This is a genomic window from Cytobacillus sp. Hz8 (genome assembly GCF_042263505.1).
Classification (GTDB): Bacteria; Bacillota; Bacilli; order Bacillales; family Cytobacillaceae; genus Bacillus_BE.
In genome coordinates, this window is the sequence record NZ_JBHKFI010000017.1 from 14,380 (window position 1) to 32,815 (window position 18,436).

Sequence of the window (18,436 nt, forward strand, 5' to 3'; positions counted from 1 at the left end):
GAGGAAGAAATGGAAGATGAACCACCATATGTGATGAACAAACATAAAGGAGGAAATAAAATGATTCGCTTTGGAATAATCGGTACAAACTGGATTACAGAAAAATTTATTGATGCTGCTAGCAAGATAGAGGATTTCCAACTCGCGGCAGTTTATTCCCGTACAAAAGAAAAAGCGAAAGAATTTGCTGAGAAATTTGGCGCATCAACGACTTTTACGAATTTAGAAGAAATGGCTGGCAGTGATGAAATCGATGCTGTCTATATTGCAAGTCCCAATTCCTTTCATTCTCTACAAGCCATTCTTTTTTTACAAAATAAAAAGCATGTGATTTGTGAAAAGCCGATTTGCTCTAATCAAAAGGAATTGAGCGCAATGATTCAGGCTGCCGAAGAAAATCAAGTCCTATTAATGGAAGCGGTGAAGTCTACCTTTATGCCTGGCTTTAAGGCTGTCCAGGATCATTTACATAAAATTGGTGATGTGAGAAGATATTTTGCAAGCTATTGCCAATACTCCTCCCGTTATGATGCTTATAAAGAGGGAACTATTCTGAATGCCTTTGACCCGAAATTTTCCAACGGTTCCTTAATGGATATCGGTATTTATTGTATTTATCCACTTGTGGCTTTATTTGGAAAACCACAGGAAATTAAGGCATCCGGACTCTTGTTAGATTCAGGAATCGATGGACAGGGAAGCATTCTTTTAAAATATGAAGATAAAGATGCTGTGATTATGTATTCCAAAATTTCCGATTCCTTCTTGCCTTCGGAAATTCAAGGGGAAAAAGGAAGTATGATAATCGATCGAATAAGTGCTCCAGAGAAGGCTGAAATTCGTTATCGCAGCGGAGAAGTTGAAACGCTTGTGAATGAGACGATTGAAAATTCAATGTACTATGAAGCAAAGGAATTTATTGAATTAATTCAAAATGGTGAAGTGGAATCGAGAGTTAATACATTTGCCAATTCCATGATTGTAATGGAGATTATGGATGAGGTGAGAAAACAAGTAGGTGTAGTTTTCCCAGCCGATCAGCAATAAACCATTTTGGAAAATTAGTGGTATACAACATTATTCGAAAATATAAGTAAAAAGGAAGCCAACTCACTCGAGTCGGCTTCCTTTTTTTACATTCCAAACGACATAACCCAAACCGTCCCAACAACTGTTACTAAAGCGATGAAGAATGCATAGAGAATATTAATTGTCTGAGATTTATTGTCTTCTCCTTCACTCATATGCATGAACATATATAATTGAAGCGCTGCTTGGATAATCGCTAAAGAACCAATTGACCACATGATTGTTTTCAAGGGTAGAGAGGTTTTTAGCGCAAGTCCTACTGCAGCAAAGGTTAAGACTAAAGATGTAATAAAACCAATGACATGACTGATAGGAAATCCTTTTGATTTATGAGCCATTTTAGGACACCATCCTTGCTAAATATACGAATGTGAAGATGAAAATCCATACAACATCAAGGAAATGCCAGTAAAGTCCGATGATAAAAGTTTTTCTTGCTGTAACAGGAGTGATTCCTCTTTTTAAAATCTGAATAATAATCATTGTTGCCCAGCCAATCCCAAGGCTAACGTGAGCCCCGTGCGTGCCCAGTAAGACAAAGAAGCTAGATAAAAAGGCACTGGTTTGCATTGTTGCTCCTTCATCGACATAGTGAATAAATTCAGATACTTCCATGAAAATAAAGCCTGCGCCAAGTAAGAGGGTGATAATCAACCAAGTTAATAATCCTTTTACATTAGAACGACGCATTTCATAGATTGCTAGTCCGCAAGTGAAACTACTGGTTAAAAGTAAAACTGTTTCGATCAAGACATCTTTTATTTCAAATAACTCTTGTGGAGTTGGACCTCCGGCAAATCGTTCGCTTAGTACAAAAAATACGGCAAATAACGTAGCGAAAAGGATGATTTCCGCTCCTAGGAAAATCCAGAATCCGAGAATATTCATTTTACTTTGTTCGGTTTGATACTCTAATGGAAGAGACGTATCGACGACTTTTGTAGACATTATTTTTCACCTCTCCATGCTCGTTCCGTCTTAATAATTTCATCGACACCAACGTGGAATCCTTCATCATAATCAAAGGAACGAATGATTAATCCAACAAGGATTCCAATAGCAGCAATGGCTGCAGCAATTTTCCATTCAAAGACGAGGAAGAAGCCGGCAAGACCGAAGACAACACACATATAAAATGGTAACCCGCTGCTATTTGGCAGATGGATTTCCTCTACTTCTTCATCTTTAAGTTCTAAGCCTAAATTGTTCTTTTTTATATTCCAGAAGGCGTCTAAGGTTGTTACTTCAGGAACTTTTGCAAAGTTATAATGTTGAACCGGTGAGGCAGTATACCATTCTAGTGTTCTCGCACCCCAAGGATCATTAGAGATGTTGCGGTCTGCATATCGTGTGCTCCAGTAAATGTTATAGCAGAATGCGGCGAAGCCTAAGGCAAGGATAACGGCACCGATGGCGGATACCATAAATAAAGGTGCAAATCCTGATTCTGCTGAATAAGTGTAAGAGCGGCGAACCGCACCATCAAGTCCTAGGAAGAACATTGGCATAAACGTTAAGTTAAAGCCAATATTAAAGAGCCAGAAATGGATCTTCCCAAGCTTTTCGTTTAAGAGGAAGCCAAACATTTTTGGCCACCAATAATAAAGTCCAGCAAATACGGCATAAACTACACCAGGTATTAATACATAGTGGAAATGGGCCACTAAGAATAAGGTGTTATGATATTGGTAGTCAGCTGCCCCCATCGCAAGCATAACCCCTGTTACCCCACCGATGACAAAGGTTGGGACAAAGGCTAATGCCCAAAGCATGGCAGTCGTGAAACGAATTTTTCCTTTTCTCATTGTGAACAACCAGTTAAACATTTTAACCCCGGTCGGGATAGCAATCATCATGGTCGTAATCGAGAAGACAGAGTTAACTGCTGGCCCTGCACCCATTGTAAAGAAGTGATGGACCCAAACGAGCATACTTAAAAAAGCAATTCCGATAATAGAGCCAATCATAGATTTATAGCCATATAGCATTTTACGGGAGAAGGTTGAAATAACCTCTGAGAAGATCCCGAAAGCTGGGAGGACCACAATGTATACTTCTGGATGTCCCCAAAGCCAGAACAAGTTTGCCCAAAGCATATCCATTCCTCCGCCTGAAAGCGTAAAGAAATGAGTTCCAAAAATACGATCGAATGTCATTAATGCTAAAGCAACTGTAAAGATTGGGAAGGATGCGACAATAATGACTGATGTGATAAAAGATGTCCAAGTAAACATCGGCATTTTCAATAAAGTCATGCCTTTAGTTCTCATCTTAAGTATCGTGACAATGAAGTTAATACCTGTCATTAATGTTCCGATTCCGGCAATTTGGATTGCGACCGCGTAATAATTGTTTCCAATTCCCGGACTAAATTCTTTTCCAGCAAGCGGAAAGTAAGAAGTCCAGCCGGCATCTGGTGAACCACCGACGACAAAGGAAATATTAAATAACATCGCTCCGCTAAAGAAGAGCCAGAAGCTAACAGCATTCAGTTGCGGAAATGCAACATCACGCGCTCCGATTTGCAAAGGAATGACAAAGTTCATTAATCCAATTAAGAATGGCATCGCCATAAAGAGAATCATGATAACGCCATGCGTAGTGAATATTTCATTGTAATGCTGTGCGTTTAAAAAATCCATTTCTGGTCTGGCGGTTTGAGCCTTCATCAATAAACCATCCATACCGCCACGGAAAAACATCAGTACAGCAGCTAGAATATACATAATTCCAATCTTCTTATGGTCAACCGTTGTGAGCCATTCACGCCAAAGCCATTTCCATTTTTTAAAAACGGTTACACCGACTACAATTCCAATCATCGTTAGGAGAATCGCAATTTGCGATCCAATAATGAGTGGATCTCCATCAAGCATGAAAAATTCTTTCAACTTAGTGCTCATGATGTTCACCTCCGTCTTTTGATTCATCCATATCCATGTTCATACCATCCATATTATGATCGGTCGTTTTCTCTTGGTTTTCTGCCTTTTCGTCATCAAAAATCTTTCCTTGATATCCGTGAGTTTTATAGAGTTCAGGGTTGGTGTAGGTTTTTGAATTCATATCCGCATGGTTTACCCATTGGAGATGAGTATTGACAAAGGTTTCTCTTCCTAAATGAGTTGGTTTTAACAGCTCATTATATTTGCTCTCCGTTAATTTTGGAGCAGTTTGCTTTACTTCTTTTACCCATTTATCAAAATCTTTCTTTGTTTGTGCTTGAACTTCAAATTCCATGTCTGCATAGCCGCGGCCATTGAAGTTGGTATTTCTGCCGAGATAAGAACCAGGATTATCAGCCACTAAATACATTTGTGTTTCCATTTTGTTCATCGTGTACTTTTGTCCTCCCAATGCTGGAATCCAAAAGGATTGCATGGTGCTGGCAGAGGTCAACTTAAAGTGTACAGGTGTATCCTCAGGAATATTAATGTAATTGACGGTTTCAATTCCTTGATCCGGATAACTAAATATCCATTTCCAATCAGCAGAAGTAACATGGATCGTGATCGGTTTTTTGTCCTCGTATCCTTTTGGAACTTTCTCTAGATTGTAGATGGTTTTGACAGTTGGAATTGTTAGAGCAATCACGATGATAATTGGAATTGCGGTCCAAATGAATTCCAATTTCTTATTGCCATGTTCTTCTGGGGGCTCGTAATCCTTGTTATCGTCCTTTTCACGATATTTCCAGACAATATATCCGAATAGTCCAAAGACAACAATGACAACAATCACCATAAAAATGAGCGACCAGTTAATCAAATCTAAAATGCTTTTAGCAGCAGGTCCTTGAGGGTCGAAAACAACGAGCTTTGATTCACAACCGCTCAAGAATAATATGGAGCTACATGCTAATAGTGAAATCAATGTAAGCTTTGATTTCATGGGTTTCTCTCCTTTCAAAGTGTACACTTGTTCATGTATTCACAAAGTTGAATGTAAAATTTTTGTCATAAATACAATGCAGGAACAAATAATAGTGAACGTAAATTCACAAATATGTCACAATTTTGTTCGTAGTTTTTATGTATTTACACTATTGATATGATGGTAACATAATTTATCTTGAAAAAGTTGTGACAAAAATGTTAAGGATTTTTTATCCAATGATTAATTGTGATGTGAATAATTGACGAAATGAAATTTGCATGATTAGCTATGGGATTCAGTTAAATATTATTTTGGTAAAATTAATAATGATGACATATATTGCAAAATGAGGAAGAAAGTATCTTTTCTTTTATATCAATGAGGATTATAATATCTTCATTTAATAGTGCATTTGTCATATAAAAAATAGGATGAATTATATAAGGAAGATGTCGGAATATGAAAAGAAATTTGAATCGCCCCATAAAATTTAATCCCCCTCAAGTATTGGCCCTGATCTTTATCTTATTGGTTGTATTAGGCGGGCTTCTATTAAAGCTTCCAATTGCCGCGGAAAAGCCTGTTTCGTGGATCGATGCCTTTTTTATCGCTGCATCTGCTGCAACCGTTACAGGATTAACATCAGTTGACCCAGGAAGCACATTTACTACATTTGGTGAAGTCGTTATTATGTTATTAATTCAAGTAGGGGGATTAGGAATCATGACTTTTGCGATTTTAGTCATGGTGATGTTGCGAAAAAAAATAGGGTTTCGTCAACGGCTAATTATGCAGGAAGCTTTAAATCAGCCTTCAATTGGGGGGATTATTCGGCTTGTAAGGATTGTCATGCTTTTTTCCTTTTCAATTGAGGCATTTTCTGTTTTCGCTTTATCCTTGCGATGGGCCCCTGAATATGGATGGGGGAAAGGGATTTATTATGCGCTTTTTCATACCATTGCTGCATTTAATAATGCTGGATTTGCTTTATGGCCAGATAATCTAAGTTCCTTTGAGGTCGATCCAGTGGTGAATTTGATGATCGCCTTTCTAATTATTGTCGGTGGATTAGGGTTCACAGTGATGGCTGATTTATTCATAAAAAATCAATTTCATAAATTAACATTACATACTAAGGTGATGGTTTTTGGAACGATTATTATTAATGTAATCGCCTTTCTTTTTATTCTCGCAACGGAATATGATAATCCTAAAACATTAGGCGGTCTGAGTGGTGCGGGGAAACTGTGGGGAGCGTTTTTCCAAGCTATAACAACGAGGACAGCGGGGTTTAATACGATCGATATTACGGGCTTAGAACCATCAACCTCATTATTTATGATGTTTCTTATGTTTGTTGGTGCAGGCAGTACTTCGACAGGTGGGGGGATTAAATTAACCACATTTGTTGTCATCATCCTGGCAGTTACCGCTTTTTTAAAAGGAAAATCGGAGACAAATTTATTTAAAAGAAGGATACAAAACGAGGTCATTTTACGTTCGGTGGCCATCGCGGTTTTAAGCTTCTTGTTTGTTTTTCTAATGTGTTTAATCCTGTCGATAACGGAAAAGGGAAGTATGTTGCAAATTATGTTTGAAGTCGTATCTGCTTTTGGTACTGTGGGATTGACTCTTGGATTGACTTCGAGTTTGTCGATATTTGGAAAATGCGTGATTATTTTGGTTATGTTATTTGGAAAGCTTGGCCCTCTTACTATTGCTTTTTCATTAACAAGAAAAGAGAAAACGAAGATTAGGTATCCGAATGGGGACATCTATACAGGATGATGGAACTGATAATTCGGTAAAATCCTTCAAATAGAACTTGTTTTTACTTGAGTGGGAGACTATTCTATAAAGAGAATCATTGGTTTTTCTTATTCATATACAGATTATGTTTCTTGCTAGTAGCAATAATCCTCATAAATAAACTCGTTAAAGTGAATTTAAGAAGGTGTATAAAATGTTTATTAAATTTTTAGCGGCGTTGATTTTACCTGGCGTACTTGTTGTACTCTTCACTAGAGTGACCTACAGTCATATTTTGGGACTTATTTTAACCGTTGCTCTCATTGCTGGTTCTGTATATAAGGGGTATACGCATACATGGTTGCTCATTATAGTGGATGCTTTTTCTTTAACGGTTGGTTTTGCTATTTCACGGAAAATGCGGGATCGAGTAAGAAGTCGTGCCTAACTCCTTTTTAAATCGATATAATTCTTCTATTAATCTTGCTGATGGACTTAGCAGGATTTTCTTATTGGGTCTCCTATTATGTCCGTTTAAAATTTAAATGAAATAGAACATTGAGATGGACAAAAGAAAGGGCAAAGAGATGATTCGATATTTAGAAATAAAAAAACCAGATATTGCGAAGCAAGTTCTTGCGATTCAAATCCCTTCCTATCAAGTGGAAGCGGATTTAATCGGTTTTGCTGGAATTCCCCCATTACGGGATACGCTGGAATCCTTGCAACATTGCGGAGAAATTTTTATTGGCTATTTTTTCGGAGAGGAATTGACGGGAGCCGTATCCTATCAGCTTAACCATGAGATTGTGGATATTCACCGGCTTGTGGTTCATCCAAAGTATTTCCGAAAAGGAATTGGGAACGCATTAGTAACCTATCTTTTGATAAATATTGCTGAAGACAGGAAAGTAATCGTTCGTACCGGTGCTAAAAATAATCCGGCTAAAGCATTATATAAGAAGTTAGGCTTTGTTGAGAAAAGGGAGTTAGAAGTAGAAAAAGGTTTTTTCTTAACGGAGTTTGAAAAATAACAGTAAATATAGAGTAGCTGTCACATCAAATGATTGGCAGCTTTTTTGTATCAAACATAATTTAAAAAACGAATATTTGTTCGCAAATTGTTGGTTAAATAGGAGTGCTTTGTGGTAGAATGGATTCTAGAAAAAACACTTGGAAAAATCAAACATTCAATGAAATAGAAAAAATGATTAAATAAATGAAAATGGAAATAGGGGGACATTCTTGTGAGTGATCAATTTGAATTAGTCTCTAAATATTCTCCTCAAGGTGATCAACCAGAAGCAATTCGAAAATTAGTGGATGGAATCCGAACAGGGAAAAAGCATCAAACACTTTTAGGGGCAACAGGTACAGGTAAGACTTTTACAATCTCCAATGTGATAAAAGAAGTCAATAAGCCAACGCTTGTTATTGCACATAACAAAACATTAGCTGGACAGCTATACAGTGAGTTTAAGGATTTTTTCCCGAACAATGCTGTTGAATATTTTGTGAGCTATTATGACTATTATCAACCTGAGGCCTATGTTCCACAAACCGATACCTTTATCGAAAAGGATGCAAGCATTAATGATGAAATTGATAAACTGCGCCATTCAGCGACATCCTCATTATTCGAACGGCAGGATGTTATCATCATTGCCAGTGTTTCCTGTATTTATGGTCTCGGTTCACCAGAAGAATACCGCGATTTGGTGCTTTCATTAAGAACGAGAATGGAAATTGAACGGAATCAACTTTTGCACCGTTTAGTAGATATCCAGTACGAAAGAAATGATATTAATTTCCAACGGGGCACCTTCCGAGTTCGTGGGGATGTTGTTGAAATTTTCCCAGCCTCCCGTGATGAACATTGCATGCGTGTCGAGTTTTTCGGAGATGAGATTGACCGTATTCGTGAAGTGGATGCTTTAACAGGAGAAATTATCGGAGAAAGAGAGCATGTTGCGATCTTCCCAGCTTCTCACTTTGTTACCCGTGATGAAAAACTTCAGGTTGCGATTAAGAATATTGAAGCCGAATTAGAGGAACGACTTGCTGATTTACGAGATAAAGGCAAGCTGCTGGAAGCTCAGCGTCTAGAGCAGAGAACTCGGTATGATTTAGAAATGATGAGGGAAATGGGATTTTGTTCAGGAATTGAAAACTATTCACGTCATTTAACGTTAAGACCAGCAGGATCTACTCCATATACGCTATTGGATTATTTCCCTGAGGATTTTCTTATTGTTATAGATGAATCTCATGTGACCTTACCTCAAGTTCGTGGAATGTATAATGGGGACCAAGCGAGGAAAAATGTGCTGGTTGAACATGGATTTCGTTTGCCTTCTGCATTGGATAACAGACCTTTAACCTTTGAAGAATTCGAAAAGCATATCAATCAAATCGTTTATATATCAGCGACCCCGGGTCCATACGAAATCGAGCATACGCCAGAAATGATTGAACAAATTATTCGCCCTACTGGACTACTTGATCCAGTAATCGATGTTCGTCCGATTGAAGGCCAGATTGATGATTTGATTGGTGAAATTCAGGATCGGGTTAAAAAGAATGAACGGGTTCTTGTCACAACCTTAACAAAGAAAATGTCAGAGGATTTAACGGATTATTTAAAGGAAATTGGGATTAAGGTTCAGTATTTGCACTCTGAAGTCAAGACCCTTGAACGAATAGAAATTATTCGGGACCTGCGATTAGGGAAATATGATGTTTTAGTTGGAATTAACTTGTTGCGAGAAGGCTTAGATATTCCAGAGGTATCATTGGTGACTATTTTGGATGCAGATAAGGAAGGATTCCTCCGTTCCGAGCGTTCCTTAATTCAAACCATTGGACGTGCCGCAAGAAATGCTAATGGTCGTGTCATTATGTATGCGGATCGGATGACAAATTCGATGGAAATGGCAATTAGTGAAACAAAACGTCGTCGGGAAATCCAGGAGGCATACAATCAAGCTCATGGAATCACACCTCAAACGATTCAAAAGGAAATTCGCGACGTCATCCGTGCTACCCATGCAGCAGAGGAACAAGAAGAATATCAACCAGCTAAAAAGCTAGAACAGTTAAGTAAAAAAGAAAGAGAGATCGTTATTGCCGATATGGAAAAGGAAATGAAGGAAGCAGCGAAGGCGTTAAATTTCGAGCGTGCGGCTGAGCTTCGCGATCTCCTTTTAGAGTTAAAAGCGGAAGGATGACAGAATCATGGCAATGGATAAATTAATCATTAAGGGCGCAAGGGCCCACAACCTAAAAAACATCGATGTCACCATTCCGAGAGATCAGCTTGTAGTCTTAACAGGACTTTCCGGATCAGGAAAGTCCTCGTTAGCCTTTGACACGATTTATGCAGAAGGCCAAAGGAGATATGTTGAATCGCTATCTGCCTACGCTCGTCAATTTCTCGGCCAAATGGACAAACCGGATGTCGATACGATTGAAGGACTATCTCCGGCAATTTCTATTGATCAGAAAACGACTAGTCGAAACCCAAGATCAACGGTTGGAACCGTTACAGAGATCTATGATTATATCCGCCTTTTGTTTGCGAGGGTGGGACGTCCTACATGTCCGAACCATCATATTGAAATTACCTCACAAACGGTTGAGCAAATGGTGGATCGCATTTTGGAATATCCTGAACGGACAAAACTGCAAATCCTTGCTCCTATCATCTCCGGGAGAAAAGGAGCACATGTAAAAGTGCTGGAGGATATTAAAAAGCAAGGGTATGTACGTGTGCGCATTGACGAACATATGTATGACCTTGGTGAGGACATAGAGCTTGAAAAAAATAAAAAACACTCCATAGAAGTGGTCATTGACCGGATTGTCGTCAAGGAAGGAATCTCCGCTCGAATCGCTGATTCACTTGAATCGGCTTTACAATTGGGTCAAGGGAGAGTCATCATTGATGTGATTGGTCAGGAGGAGCTCTTATTTAGTGAACATCATTCCTGTCCATTATGTGGCTTTTCGATCGGAGAGCTTGAGCCAAGAATGTTTTCCTTTAATAGTCCATTTGGGGCTTGTCCGGATTGTGATGGACTGGGATCGAAGCTTGAGGTTGATCTGGAATTAGTGATTCCGAATGCTGATCTTACACTAAGACAGAATGCTATTGCCCCATGGGAACCAACAAGCTCTCAATACTATCCGCAATTATTGGAAGCAGTTTGTAATCATTACGGAATTGACATGGACATCCCGGTTAAAGACATTTCAAAGGATCTATTAGATAAAATTTTATATGGATCGAATGGTGAAAAAATACACTTCCGTTATGAAAATGATTTTGGTCAAATCAGGGAAAATGATATTGAATTTGAAGGTGTCATTCATAACGTCGAACGCCGCTATAAAGACACAAGCTCTGATTACATTCGTGAACAAATGTCTAAATATATGGCAGAGCAGCCTTGCCCAACTTGTAAAGGATATCGTTTGAAAAAGGAAACCTTAGCCGTGTTAATCGCTGGTGAACATATCGGAAACGTCACTTCTTTATCCATTGAAGAGGCCTACCACTTTTTTGATAACCTTGCCTTATCTGATAAGGAAATGAAGATTGCCCATTTAATTTTCCGAGAAATCAAGGAAAGATTAGGTTTTCTGATTAATGTTGGATTAGATTATTTAACCTTAAATCGGGCAGCAGGAACGTTATCTGGAGGAGAGGCACAACGGATTCGACTTGCAACGCAAATTGGTTCACGTCTAACGGGAGTACTCTATATTTTAGATGAACCGTCCATTGGACTTCATCAACGGGATAATGATCGGTTAATCGATACATTAAAAAGTATGCGGGATATCGGGAATACATTAATTGTCGTAGAGCATGATGAGGATACCATGCTTGCTGCTGATTATTTAATTGATGTGGGTCCTGGGGCAGGTGTTCATGGGGGAGAGATTATTTCTGCGGGAACGCCAAAAGAAGTAATGGATGATCCAAACTCCATCACTGGACAATATCTCTCAGGGAAGAAGTTTATCCCACTGCCGTTTGAACGGCGAAAAAGCGATGGCCGATATATCGAAATTAAAGGGGCAAAAGAAAATAATTTAAAAAATATAAATGTGAAATTTCCTCTTGGAACATTTATCGCAGTAACTGGTGTTTCTGGTTCAGGGAAAAGTACCTTAATCAATGAGATTTTGCATAAGACATTGGCACAAAAGCTTCATCATGCAAAAAGTAAACCAGGAGAGCATCGCAGCCTTTTAGGGATCGAGCATCTTGAAAAGGTTATCGATATTGATCAATCTCCCATTGGACGTACACCTCGATCCAATCCAGCAACCTATACTGGTGTTTTTGATGATATCCGCGATGTGTTTGCTGCAACTAATGAAGCAAAAGTACGTGGCTATAAGAAAGGCCGCTTTAGTTTTAATGTTAAGGGTGGACGATGTGAAGCCTGCCGAGGTGACGGCATTATTAAAATTGAGATGCACTTTTTACCTGATGTCTATGTTCCTTGTGAGGTATGTCACGGCAAACGCTATAATCGTGAAACGCTAGAGGTGAAATACAAAGGAAAAAGTATTTCAGAAATTCTTGATATGACTGTGGAGGATGCGCTATCTTTCTTTGAAAATATTCCTAAAATCAAACGGAAGCTCCAAACGATTGCAGATGTTGGTCTTGGTTACATTACACTTGGACAGCCAGCAACGACTTTATCTGGAGGGGAAGCTCAACGGGTAAAGCTTGCATCGGAATTGCATCGCAGATCGAACGGCCGCTCTTTCTATATTCTGGATGAACCGACTACAGGTCTCCATGTGGATGATATTTCACGATTGCTTGAAGTATTGCAGCGACTAGTTGAGAACGGGGATACTGTTGTTGTCATCGAGCATAATCTCGATGTCATTAAGGCAGCAGATTATATCATTGACCTTGGACCTGAAGGTGGGGATAAGGGAGGAACGATTCTCGCAACCGGTACCCCAGAACAAATTGTCGAGGTCCGAGAATCCTATACAGGGAATTACCTAAAGCCAATTCTAGAACGGGATCGATTGCGGATGACCAAGCAATTGAAGGAAAAGGAAGCGAATGTGTCGGGTGTGTAAGATGAAGCAAATGGGACAGAGAAAAAAGTCTGTCCTTTCGCTTTTTTTTGCAAATGCGAATATAAAGGAAGGTCGCGAATAAACAGGTTCACGCCTTCTTTTTGAATAAATTGCCAGACCATTGAGTTTGAATAAATTGCTATTTGAACAGCTAAAATGATTGCTAAAGCAATCAGATCTGAAACAGATTATACATAAGAGATTGAAATGTGTTCCAAAATGCAACAATAATTTGAGAAAATAGCGTTAGAAATAGGTCGGGGGACTGATTTCCTAGATACTTTGAAACTTTCGCATTTTGCTATCGTAAATATGGGAAGTGGCTAATAAGCTATCATTAGGAGGCGAACGAAAGTGAAAGAAGAGAAAAAACGAATTTTAAATATGGTGGAAGAAGGAAAAATAACCGTTGATGAAGCGTTAACTCTATTGGAAGAACTTGAAAAATCAAATAAAACAATGGAAGAAAAGCAAAAAGAGATTATTGGAGAATTATCTACAGTTGTCCATTCCGAGGAAAATCATAAGAATCAGCGAACGGATAATAGCTATAAAACACAATCCGTCAAGGATAAGATTTTTGATTTTATTGATTCTGCCTTTAAAAAAGTAAAAGAGCTTGATTTAGATTTTAATTTTGGTTCTTCAGTTGACCTTTCGCATATTTTTTACCAAGCTGATGTCAACTTACAGACTGTGGATATCGATATTGCTAATGGTAAGGTGAAGGTCATTCCTTGGGATCAAAAGGATGTACGAATTGAATGCCAAGCGAAGGTTTACCGGGTTGAAGGGCAAGAGGAAGCACGGGATATCTTCTTAAAAAACGTATTATTTTCAATTGAAGATGAGCGGCTTCGCTTTTTAACGGAAGCAAAGTGGATTAAGCTTGATGCGAAGATTTTTATTCCTAAATCTTTATATCATCGCCTAAAAATTCGGATGTTTAATGGCCCGATTGAAACTGAGAATCTTCAAGTCGACGATTTTAATGTGAAAACAGCGAATGGGAAAATACTGATTGAAGGTATTACTAGTCATCGGGTAGAAGCAGAGACAGCGAATGGCCCTATTTTTATCAATCGAGGCGCAATTGATAAGCTGGAGGCTGAAACGATAAATGGAGCGGTTAAATTTGATGGCACGGTTCAACAAGCGGAGATCCAGGCGTTTAATGGAAACATTGTTTGCTCAGTGAATGATGATTCCTGTAAAGAAATGGATGTGAAGGCTACAACAGGAAGCATCGATTTGTACTTCCCTGATCAATTGGCCTTACAAGGAATCTTGAAAACGAATCTCGGAAGCTTTAAGGTAGATCTCGAAGGTTCACAGGTTTTAGAGGAAAAGAGTGAAATGGTTCAAAAGTTATTGCGCTTTAAACCAATTGTTGAATCTACTAGTATCACCAGTATTGCAGCTGATACGAAGACAGGCACGATTTCGATTCGAAAGGTTAAATAGAATGGTGGCTGCAAAAGCTTTTAGAGAAGAAGATTCTTCAAGTATGGATAAGTGAAATAAAGGATGATTAAAGTATGAAATGGATTTTGGGAATTGTCATTAATGCGATCCTTTTTGTGGCACTTGCAGGATATTTTGACCATTCATTTTATCTTGATGGATTTAGTGCAGCATTAGGAGCGAGCATTGTTTTATCAATACTGAATATTTTAGTTCGACCGATTTTGATCCTTTTGACCCTGCCGATTACGATTGTAACGGTTGGGCTTTTTCTCCTTGTGATTAATGCTATTACGTTAGTATTAACGGACTCTATTATGGGGAGCTCATTTGATATTAGTGGATTCGGAATGACTCTGCTCGTGTCCATCATCATGTCCATTGTGAACGTCATCATTCAGAAGGTTGTTTTTGAAAAGGACAAGAAACCAACATGATAAGAAAAAAATAGACTCATCTTATTCAACTTCTGCTAAGAGGGAATTTGTAATCTTCTTGGGAGCGTTGCATGGGAAGAGTCTTTTTCATACTTAAAGAAAGTATAAATTGGCAGAAATGATGAAAATTCGACGTAGAAGCCAATTTTAGGAATTAAGTATAAGTGCAACTACGCCTCTGTCTTCGCCTGAAGGCTCGCCAATCGACGAGTTTTCTTTATTAATTAGGAATAATTCATAACTGTTGCTTTTGGTTCTAATATAAAAAATGCTAAAATGGAAGATGACATTTTCTCAAGTGAAAGTGGATCGTGGCAAAATGAGTCAATTTAGCGGGTTTGCCAAGGAATACATAATAGTTTAATCACAAATGGAGGACAACCAAATGGCGAAAGTACGGACTAAGGACATTGTTGAAAAATTTAATTTAGAGCTGATTGCTGGGGAAGAAGGGCTTAATCGCCCCATTACAACAAGTGATATTTCTCGTCCAGGAATCGAATTGGCCGGATACTTTGATTACTATCCTTCAGAAAGAATCCAATTGCTTGGGAAAACAGAATTATCGTTTGCTGAACGATTAACAGAGAAAGACCGTCAAGATCGAATGGGACGCTTATGTACAGATATTACTCCTGCTATCATTGTGACAAGAAATTTAGAGGTCCCATTAGTAATGATTGAAGCAGCGGAGAGAGAATCTGTTCCACTATTGCGATCTAAGCAAAAGACAACCGGCTTTTCGGGACGTCTTACTAATTTTCTTGAAAGCAAATTAGCGCCAACAACGGCTATTCATGGCGTCTTAGTTGATATTTATGGGGTGGGCGTTTTAATTACGGGAAAAAGCGGGGTTGGTAAGAGTGAAACAGCATTAGAGCTAGTTAAAAGAGGGCATCGTTTAGTTGCTGATGACTGCGTAGAAATTAGACAAGAGGATGATGATATCCTTGTTGGGAATTCGCCCGATTTAATTGAGCATCTCCTTGAAATCCGTGGATTAGGGATTATCAATGTTATGACCTTATTTGGAGCTGGAGCTGTCCGTAGCAATAAAAAAATCTCTTTGGTTATTAGCTTGGAACTTTGGGATCAAAACAAGCAATATGATCGTCTTGGCTTAGATGAGGAGAAAATGAAAATCATCGATACAGAAATTACAAAGTTGACAGTCCCTGTACGCCCTGGACGAAATCTTGCTGTTATTATTGAAGTTGCCTCTATGAATTTCCGATTAAAACGAATGGGCGTCAACGCTGCCCAAGAATTTACGGAAAAGCTGGCAGATGTCATTGATGAAACGGATAATTAAAAATAAAAGCAAAGTGAAGGAGAATTAGGATGGAAGAAAAGATTCAACCGTTAGATCCCATTGCGTTCACAATTGGTCCAATGGAGGTTCGCTGGTATGGATTAATTATTGTCAGTGGACTATTACTTGCCTTGTTTTTAGCGATTAAGGAAGCTGACAAAAGGGATTTGGAAAAGGATATCTTCTCAGATCTAATGATTTGGGCGATTCCCATTGCCATCATTTCCGCACGAATTTATTATGTTATTTTTAAATGGGATTTTTATGCGCAAAATCTTTCTGAAATTCCAAAGATATGGCATGGGGGAATTGCCATCCATGGAGCATTAATTGGCTCAGTGATTACCGCATATGTGTTTGCTCATAAGCGAAATGTGTCCTTTTGGAAGTTAGCGGATATTGCAGCACCAAGCATTATTTTAGGTCAGGCTATTGGCCGTTGGGGAAACTTTATGAATCAAGAGGCACATGGAAAAGAAGTAACTAGATCATTCTTAGAAAATCTCCATTTACCTGATTTTATTATTAATCAAATGTACATAGATGGTACGTACTATCACCCTACATTTTTGTATGAGTCCATTTGGGATCTATTAGGCTTTATTCTTCTAATGTTATTGAGAAAGGTCAATTTACGACGCGGAGAAATGTTTCTTACTTATGTGATCTGGTATTCTGTTGGGCGATTCTTCGTTGAAGGTATGCGGACAGACAGCTTAATGCTTACGGAACATTTAAGAATGGCACAAATGATTTCCATTGTTTTAGTTGTAGCTTCCATCATTATTTTGTTCATTAGAAGAGCAAAGGGCTACGCAGATAAAAGATATTTGGACCGATATTAATTTTTTTGACAAGGGGATGGAGATGCGGCAAAATTCAATTAAGCATGGGGTTTTCGTAGGTGTAAAAACAACCTAGGTCTTGGGTAAATCATTTTTCTGATTATGTCTAACTCATACCTTTATGTGTAGCCATTATCCTGACGATGCTGTTTCGTTTTTCTAGAACAGAAGTCTCGTTTTGAAAGGGAAGAAAGCATTATATGAACAATAAAATTACTACTATATTATTTGATTTGGATGGAACCTTAATCAATACAAATGAATTGATTATTGCCTCTTTCTTACATACGCTTAATCACTTTTATCCTGGAAAATATGAGCGGAAGGACGTACTTCCGTTTATTGGACCCTCTTTGTTTGAAACCTTTAGTGCAATTGATGAAGAAAAGATGGATGAAATGGTTCGCGTGTATCGGGAATTTAATATCGCCAATCATGATGATCTCGTTGAGGAGTTTGATGGTGTTTATGACACGATCCAATCCTTAAAAGATAAAGGTTTTAAATTAGGAATTGTTTCAACCAAAATGTATGATGTCATTCTGAAGGGCTTGCATTTAACAAAGCTTCACTCCTTTTTTGATTGTATTATCGGCCTCGATCAGGTGGTAAAAGCAAAGCCTAATCCGGAGCCAATATATAAGGCTCTCGATCTGTTAGAGGCAAATACAGAGGAAGCCTTGATGGTTGGAGATAACTATCACGATATTCTTGGTGGAAAAAATGCAGGTACGAAAACGGCTGGGGTTTCTTGGTCAATCAAGGGAAGAGACTATTTACAGCAATTTAAGCCGGATTTTATGCTTGAAAATATGCGTGATTTGTTACCGATTCTTGGAGTGAAGGAATAATGAGACGGACTGAGCGCCATCCAGTCGACGGAGCTAATTCGTTGTGGCATGTCTATCAAACGGTTCCTTTTTGGAAAGTCGTTAAAAACTTTATCGTCATCCAGCTTGCTCGCTATACTCCTTTTTTAGGGATGAAAAGCTGGCTCTACCGTACTTTTTTACACATGAAGGTAGGAGAACAAACTTCATTTGCTTTAATGGTTATGTTGGATATCATGTTTCCAGAAAAAATCAGTGTCGGAAAAAACACAGTCATTGGCTACAATACGACCATTCTTGCTCATGAATATTTAATCAAGGAATATCGCCTTGGCGAAGTCAAAATTGGCAATCAGGTCATGATTGGAGCTAATTCAACCATCCTTCCCGGTGTCATTATCGGTGATCACGCTATCGTTTCCGCAGGTACACTAGTCCATAAAGATGTTCCTCCAGGTGCCTTTGTTGGAGGAAATCCGATGAAGGTAATCTATACAAAGGGAGAATTAGCGGAAAAATGGGCAAAGGATCCGATATATGGGAAGAAGGATCTTTAATAAGGTTTTTGGGAAAAGCATTTTGTTCTGAATGGAGCAGAATGCTTTTTTTGTACTTAAAGAAGTATAAATTGGCAGCAATGATGAAAATTCGACGTAGAAGCCAATTTTAGGAATTAAGTATAAGTGCACAAAGGGAGGCTTCCGAGAGACGCTTCGCAGC

At 38.5% G+C, this 18,436-nt stretch carries 16 protein-coding genes; 12 read left to right on the forward strand and 4 right to left on the reverse strand.

Annotation, left to right across the window (positions count from 1 at the left end; genetic code table 11):
• Positions 1-60: 60 nt before the first annotated feature.
• Positions 61-1,047: a Gfo/Idh/MocA family protein gene (locus tag ACE38V_RS17600; RefSeq protein WP_375843406.1), complete on the forward strand. Its 987-nt coding sequence runs from the start codon at positions 61-63 to the stop codon at positions 1,045-1,047.
• Between the two features lie 86 nt (positions 1,048-1,133).
• Here the strand turns inward: ACE38V_RS17600 and qoxD are convergent, their stop codons facing one another.
• The 4 genes from qoxD to qoxA are packed head-to-tail and all read right to left on the reverse strand — an operon-like array spanning position 1,134 to position 4,980.
• Positions 1,134-1,427 carry a cytochrome aa3 quinol oxidase subunit IV gene (gene qoxD, locus ACE38V_RS17605; RefSeq protein ID WP_375843275.1) on the reverse strand — a complete coding sequence of 98 codons (294 nt, stop codon included), beginning with the start codon at positions 1,425-1,427 and terminating at the stop codon, positions 1,134-1,136.
• A gap of 1 nt (position 1,428) precedes the next feature.
• A complete protein-coding gene (gene qoxC / locus ACE38V_RS17610; RefSeq protein ID WP_375843277.1) occupies positions 1,429-2,037 on the reverse strand; it encodes a cytochrome aa3 quinol oxidase subunit III in 609 nt (202 codons plus the stop codon).
• Positions 2,037-3,992: a cytochrome aa3 quinol oxidase subunit I gene (gene qoxB / locus ACE38V_RS17615; RefSeq protein WP_375843279.1), complete on the reverse strand. Its 1,956-nt coding sequence runs from the start codon at positions 3,990-3,992 to the stop codon at positions 2,037-2,039. Before qoxB ends, qoxC begins: the two co-directional genes overlap by 1 nt.
• Entirely contained in the window at positions 3,982-4,980 is a 999-nt protein-coding gene (qoxA, locus tag ACE38V_RS17620) for a cytochrome aa3 quinol oxidase subunit II (RefSeq protein WP_375843281.1), read from the reverse strand. The genes qoxB and qoxA overlap by 11 nt, the downstream gene beginning before the upstream one ends.
• Positions 4,981-5,424: 444 nt before the next feature.
• Here qoxA and ACE38V_RS17625 point away from each other — a divergent pair, with 444 nt between their 5' ends.
• From ACE38V_RS17625 to ACE38V_RS17675, 11 genes are all read left to right on the forward strand, one after another.
• A complete protein-coding gene (locus ACE38V_RS17625) occupies positions 5,425-6,753 on the forward strand; it encodes a TrkH family potassium uptake protein (protein ID WP_375843283.1) in 1,329 nt (442 codons plus the stop codon).
• A gap of 175 nt (positions 6,754-6,928) precedes the next feature.
• The gene (locus tag ACE38V_RS17630) at positions 6,929-7,162 is read left to right on the forward strand and encodes a CsbA family protein (RefSeq protein WP_375843408.1); all 234 of its coding nucleotides are present in this window, start codon (positions 6,929-6,931) and stop codon (positions 7,160-7,162) included.
• A gap of 115 nt (positions 7,163-7,277) precedes the next feature.
• Positions 7,278-7,748, forward strand: a complete 471-nt coding sequence (locus ACE38V_RS17635; protein WP_375843285.1) for a GNAT family N-acetyltransferase — start codon at positions 7,278-7,280, stop codon at positions 7,746-7,748.
• Positions 7,749-7,961: 213 nt separating this feature from the next.
• Positions 7,962-9,941 (forward strand): excinuclease ABC subunit UvrB, encoded by a 1,980-nt coding sequence (gene uvrB, locus ACE38V_RS17640; protein WP_375843287.1) that lies wholly within the window; start codon positions 7,962-7,964, stop codon positions 9,939-9,941.
• Positions 9,942-9,948: 7 nt separating this feature from the next.
• The gene (uvrA, locus tag ACE38V_RS17645) at positions 9,949-12,828 is read left to right on the forward strand and encodes an excinuclease ABC subunit UvrA (protein WP_375843288.1); all 2,880 of its coding nucleotides are present in this window, start codon (positions 9,949-9,951) and stop codon (positions 12,826-12,828) included.
• Between the two features lie 354 nt (positions 12,829-13,182).
• Positions 13,183-14,292 (forward strand): DUF4097 family beta strand repeat-containing protein, encoded by a 1,110-nt coding sequence (locus ACE38V_RS17650; RefSeq protein ID WP_375843289.1) that lies wholly within the window; start codon positions 13,183-13,185, stop codon positions 14,290-14,292.
• 74 nt (positions 14,293-14,366) lie between these two features.
• Positions 14,367-14,729, forward strand: coding sequence for a phage holin family protein (locus tag ACE38V_RS17655; protein ID WP_375843291.1), 363 nt, complete (start codon positions 14,367-14,369; stop codon positions 14,727-14,729).
• 385 nt (positions 14,730-15,114) lie between these two features.
• A complete protein-coding gene (gene hprK / locus ACE38V_RS17660; RefSeq protein WP_375843293.1) occupies positions 15,115-16,041 on the forward strand; it encodes an HPr(Ser) kinase/phosphatase in 927 nt (308 codons plus the stop codon).
• A gap of 29 nt (positions 16,042-16,070) precedes the next feature.
• On the forward strand, positions 16,071-16,886 hold the full coding sequence (lgt, locus tag ACE38V_RS17665) for a prolipoprotein diacylglyceryl transferase (protein WP_375843294.1): 816 nt from the start codon (positions 16,071-16,073) through the stop codon (positions 16,884-16,886).
• A 200-nt stretch (positions 16,887-17,086) separates the two neighbouring features.
• Positions 17,087-17,737, forward strand: coding sequence for a pyrophosphatase PpaX (gene ppaX, locus ACE38V_RS17670; protein ID WP_375843296.1), 651 nt, complete (start codon positions 17,087-17,089; stop codon positions 17,735-17,737).
• Positions 17,737-18,273, forward strand: a complete 537-nt coding sequence (locus ACE38V_RS17675) for an acyltransferase (protein WP_375843298.1) — start codon at positions 17,737-17,739, stop codon at positions 18,271-18,273. Before ppaX ends, ACE38V_RS17675 begins: the two co-directional genes overlap by 1 nt.
• Positions 18,274-18,436: the final 163 nt, after the last annotated feature.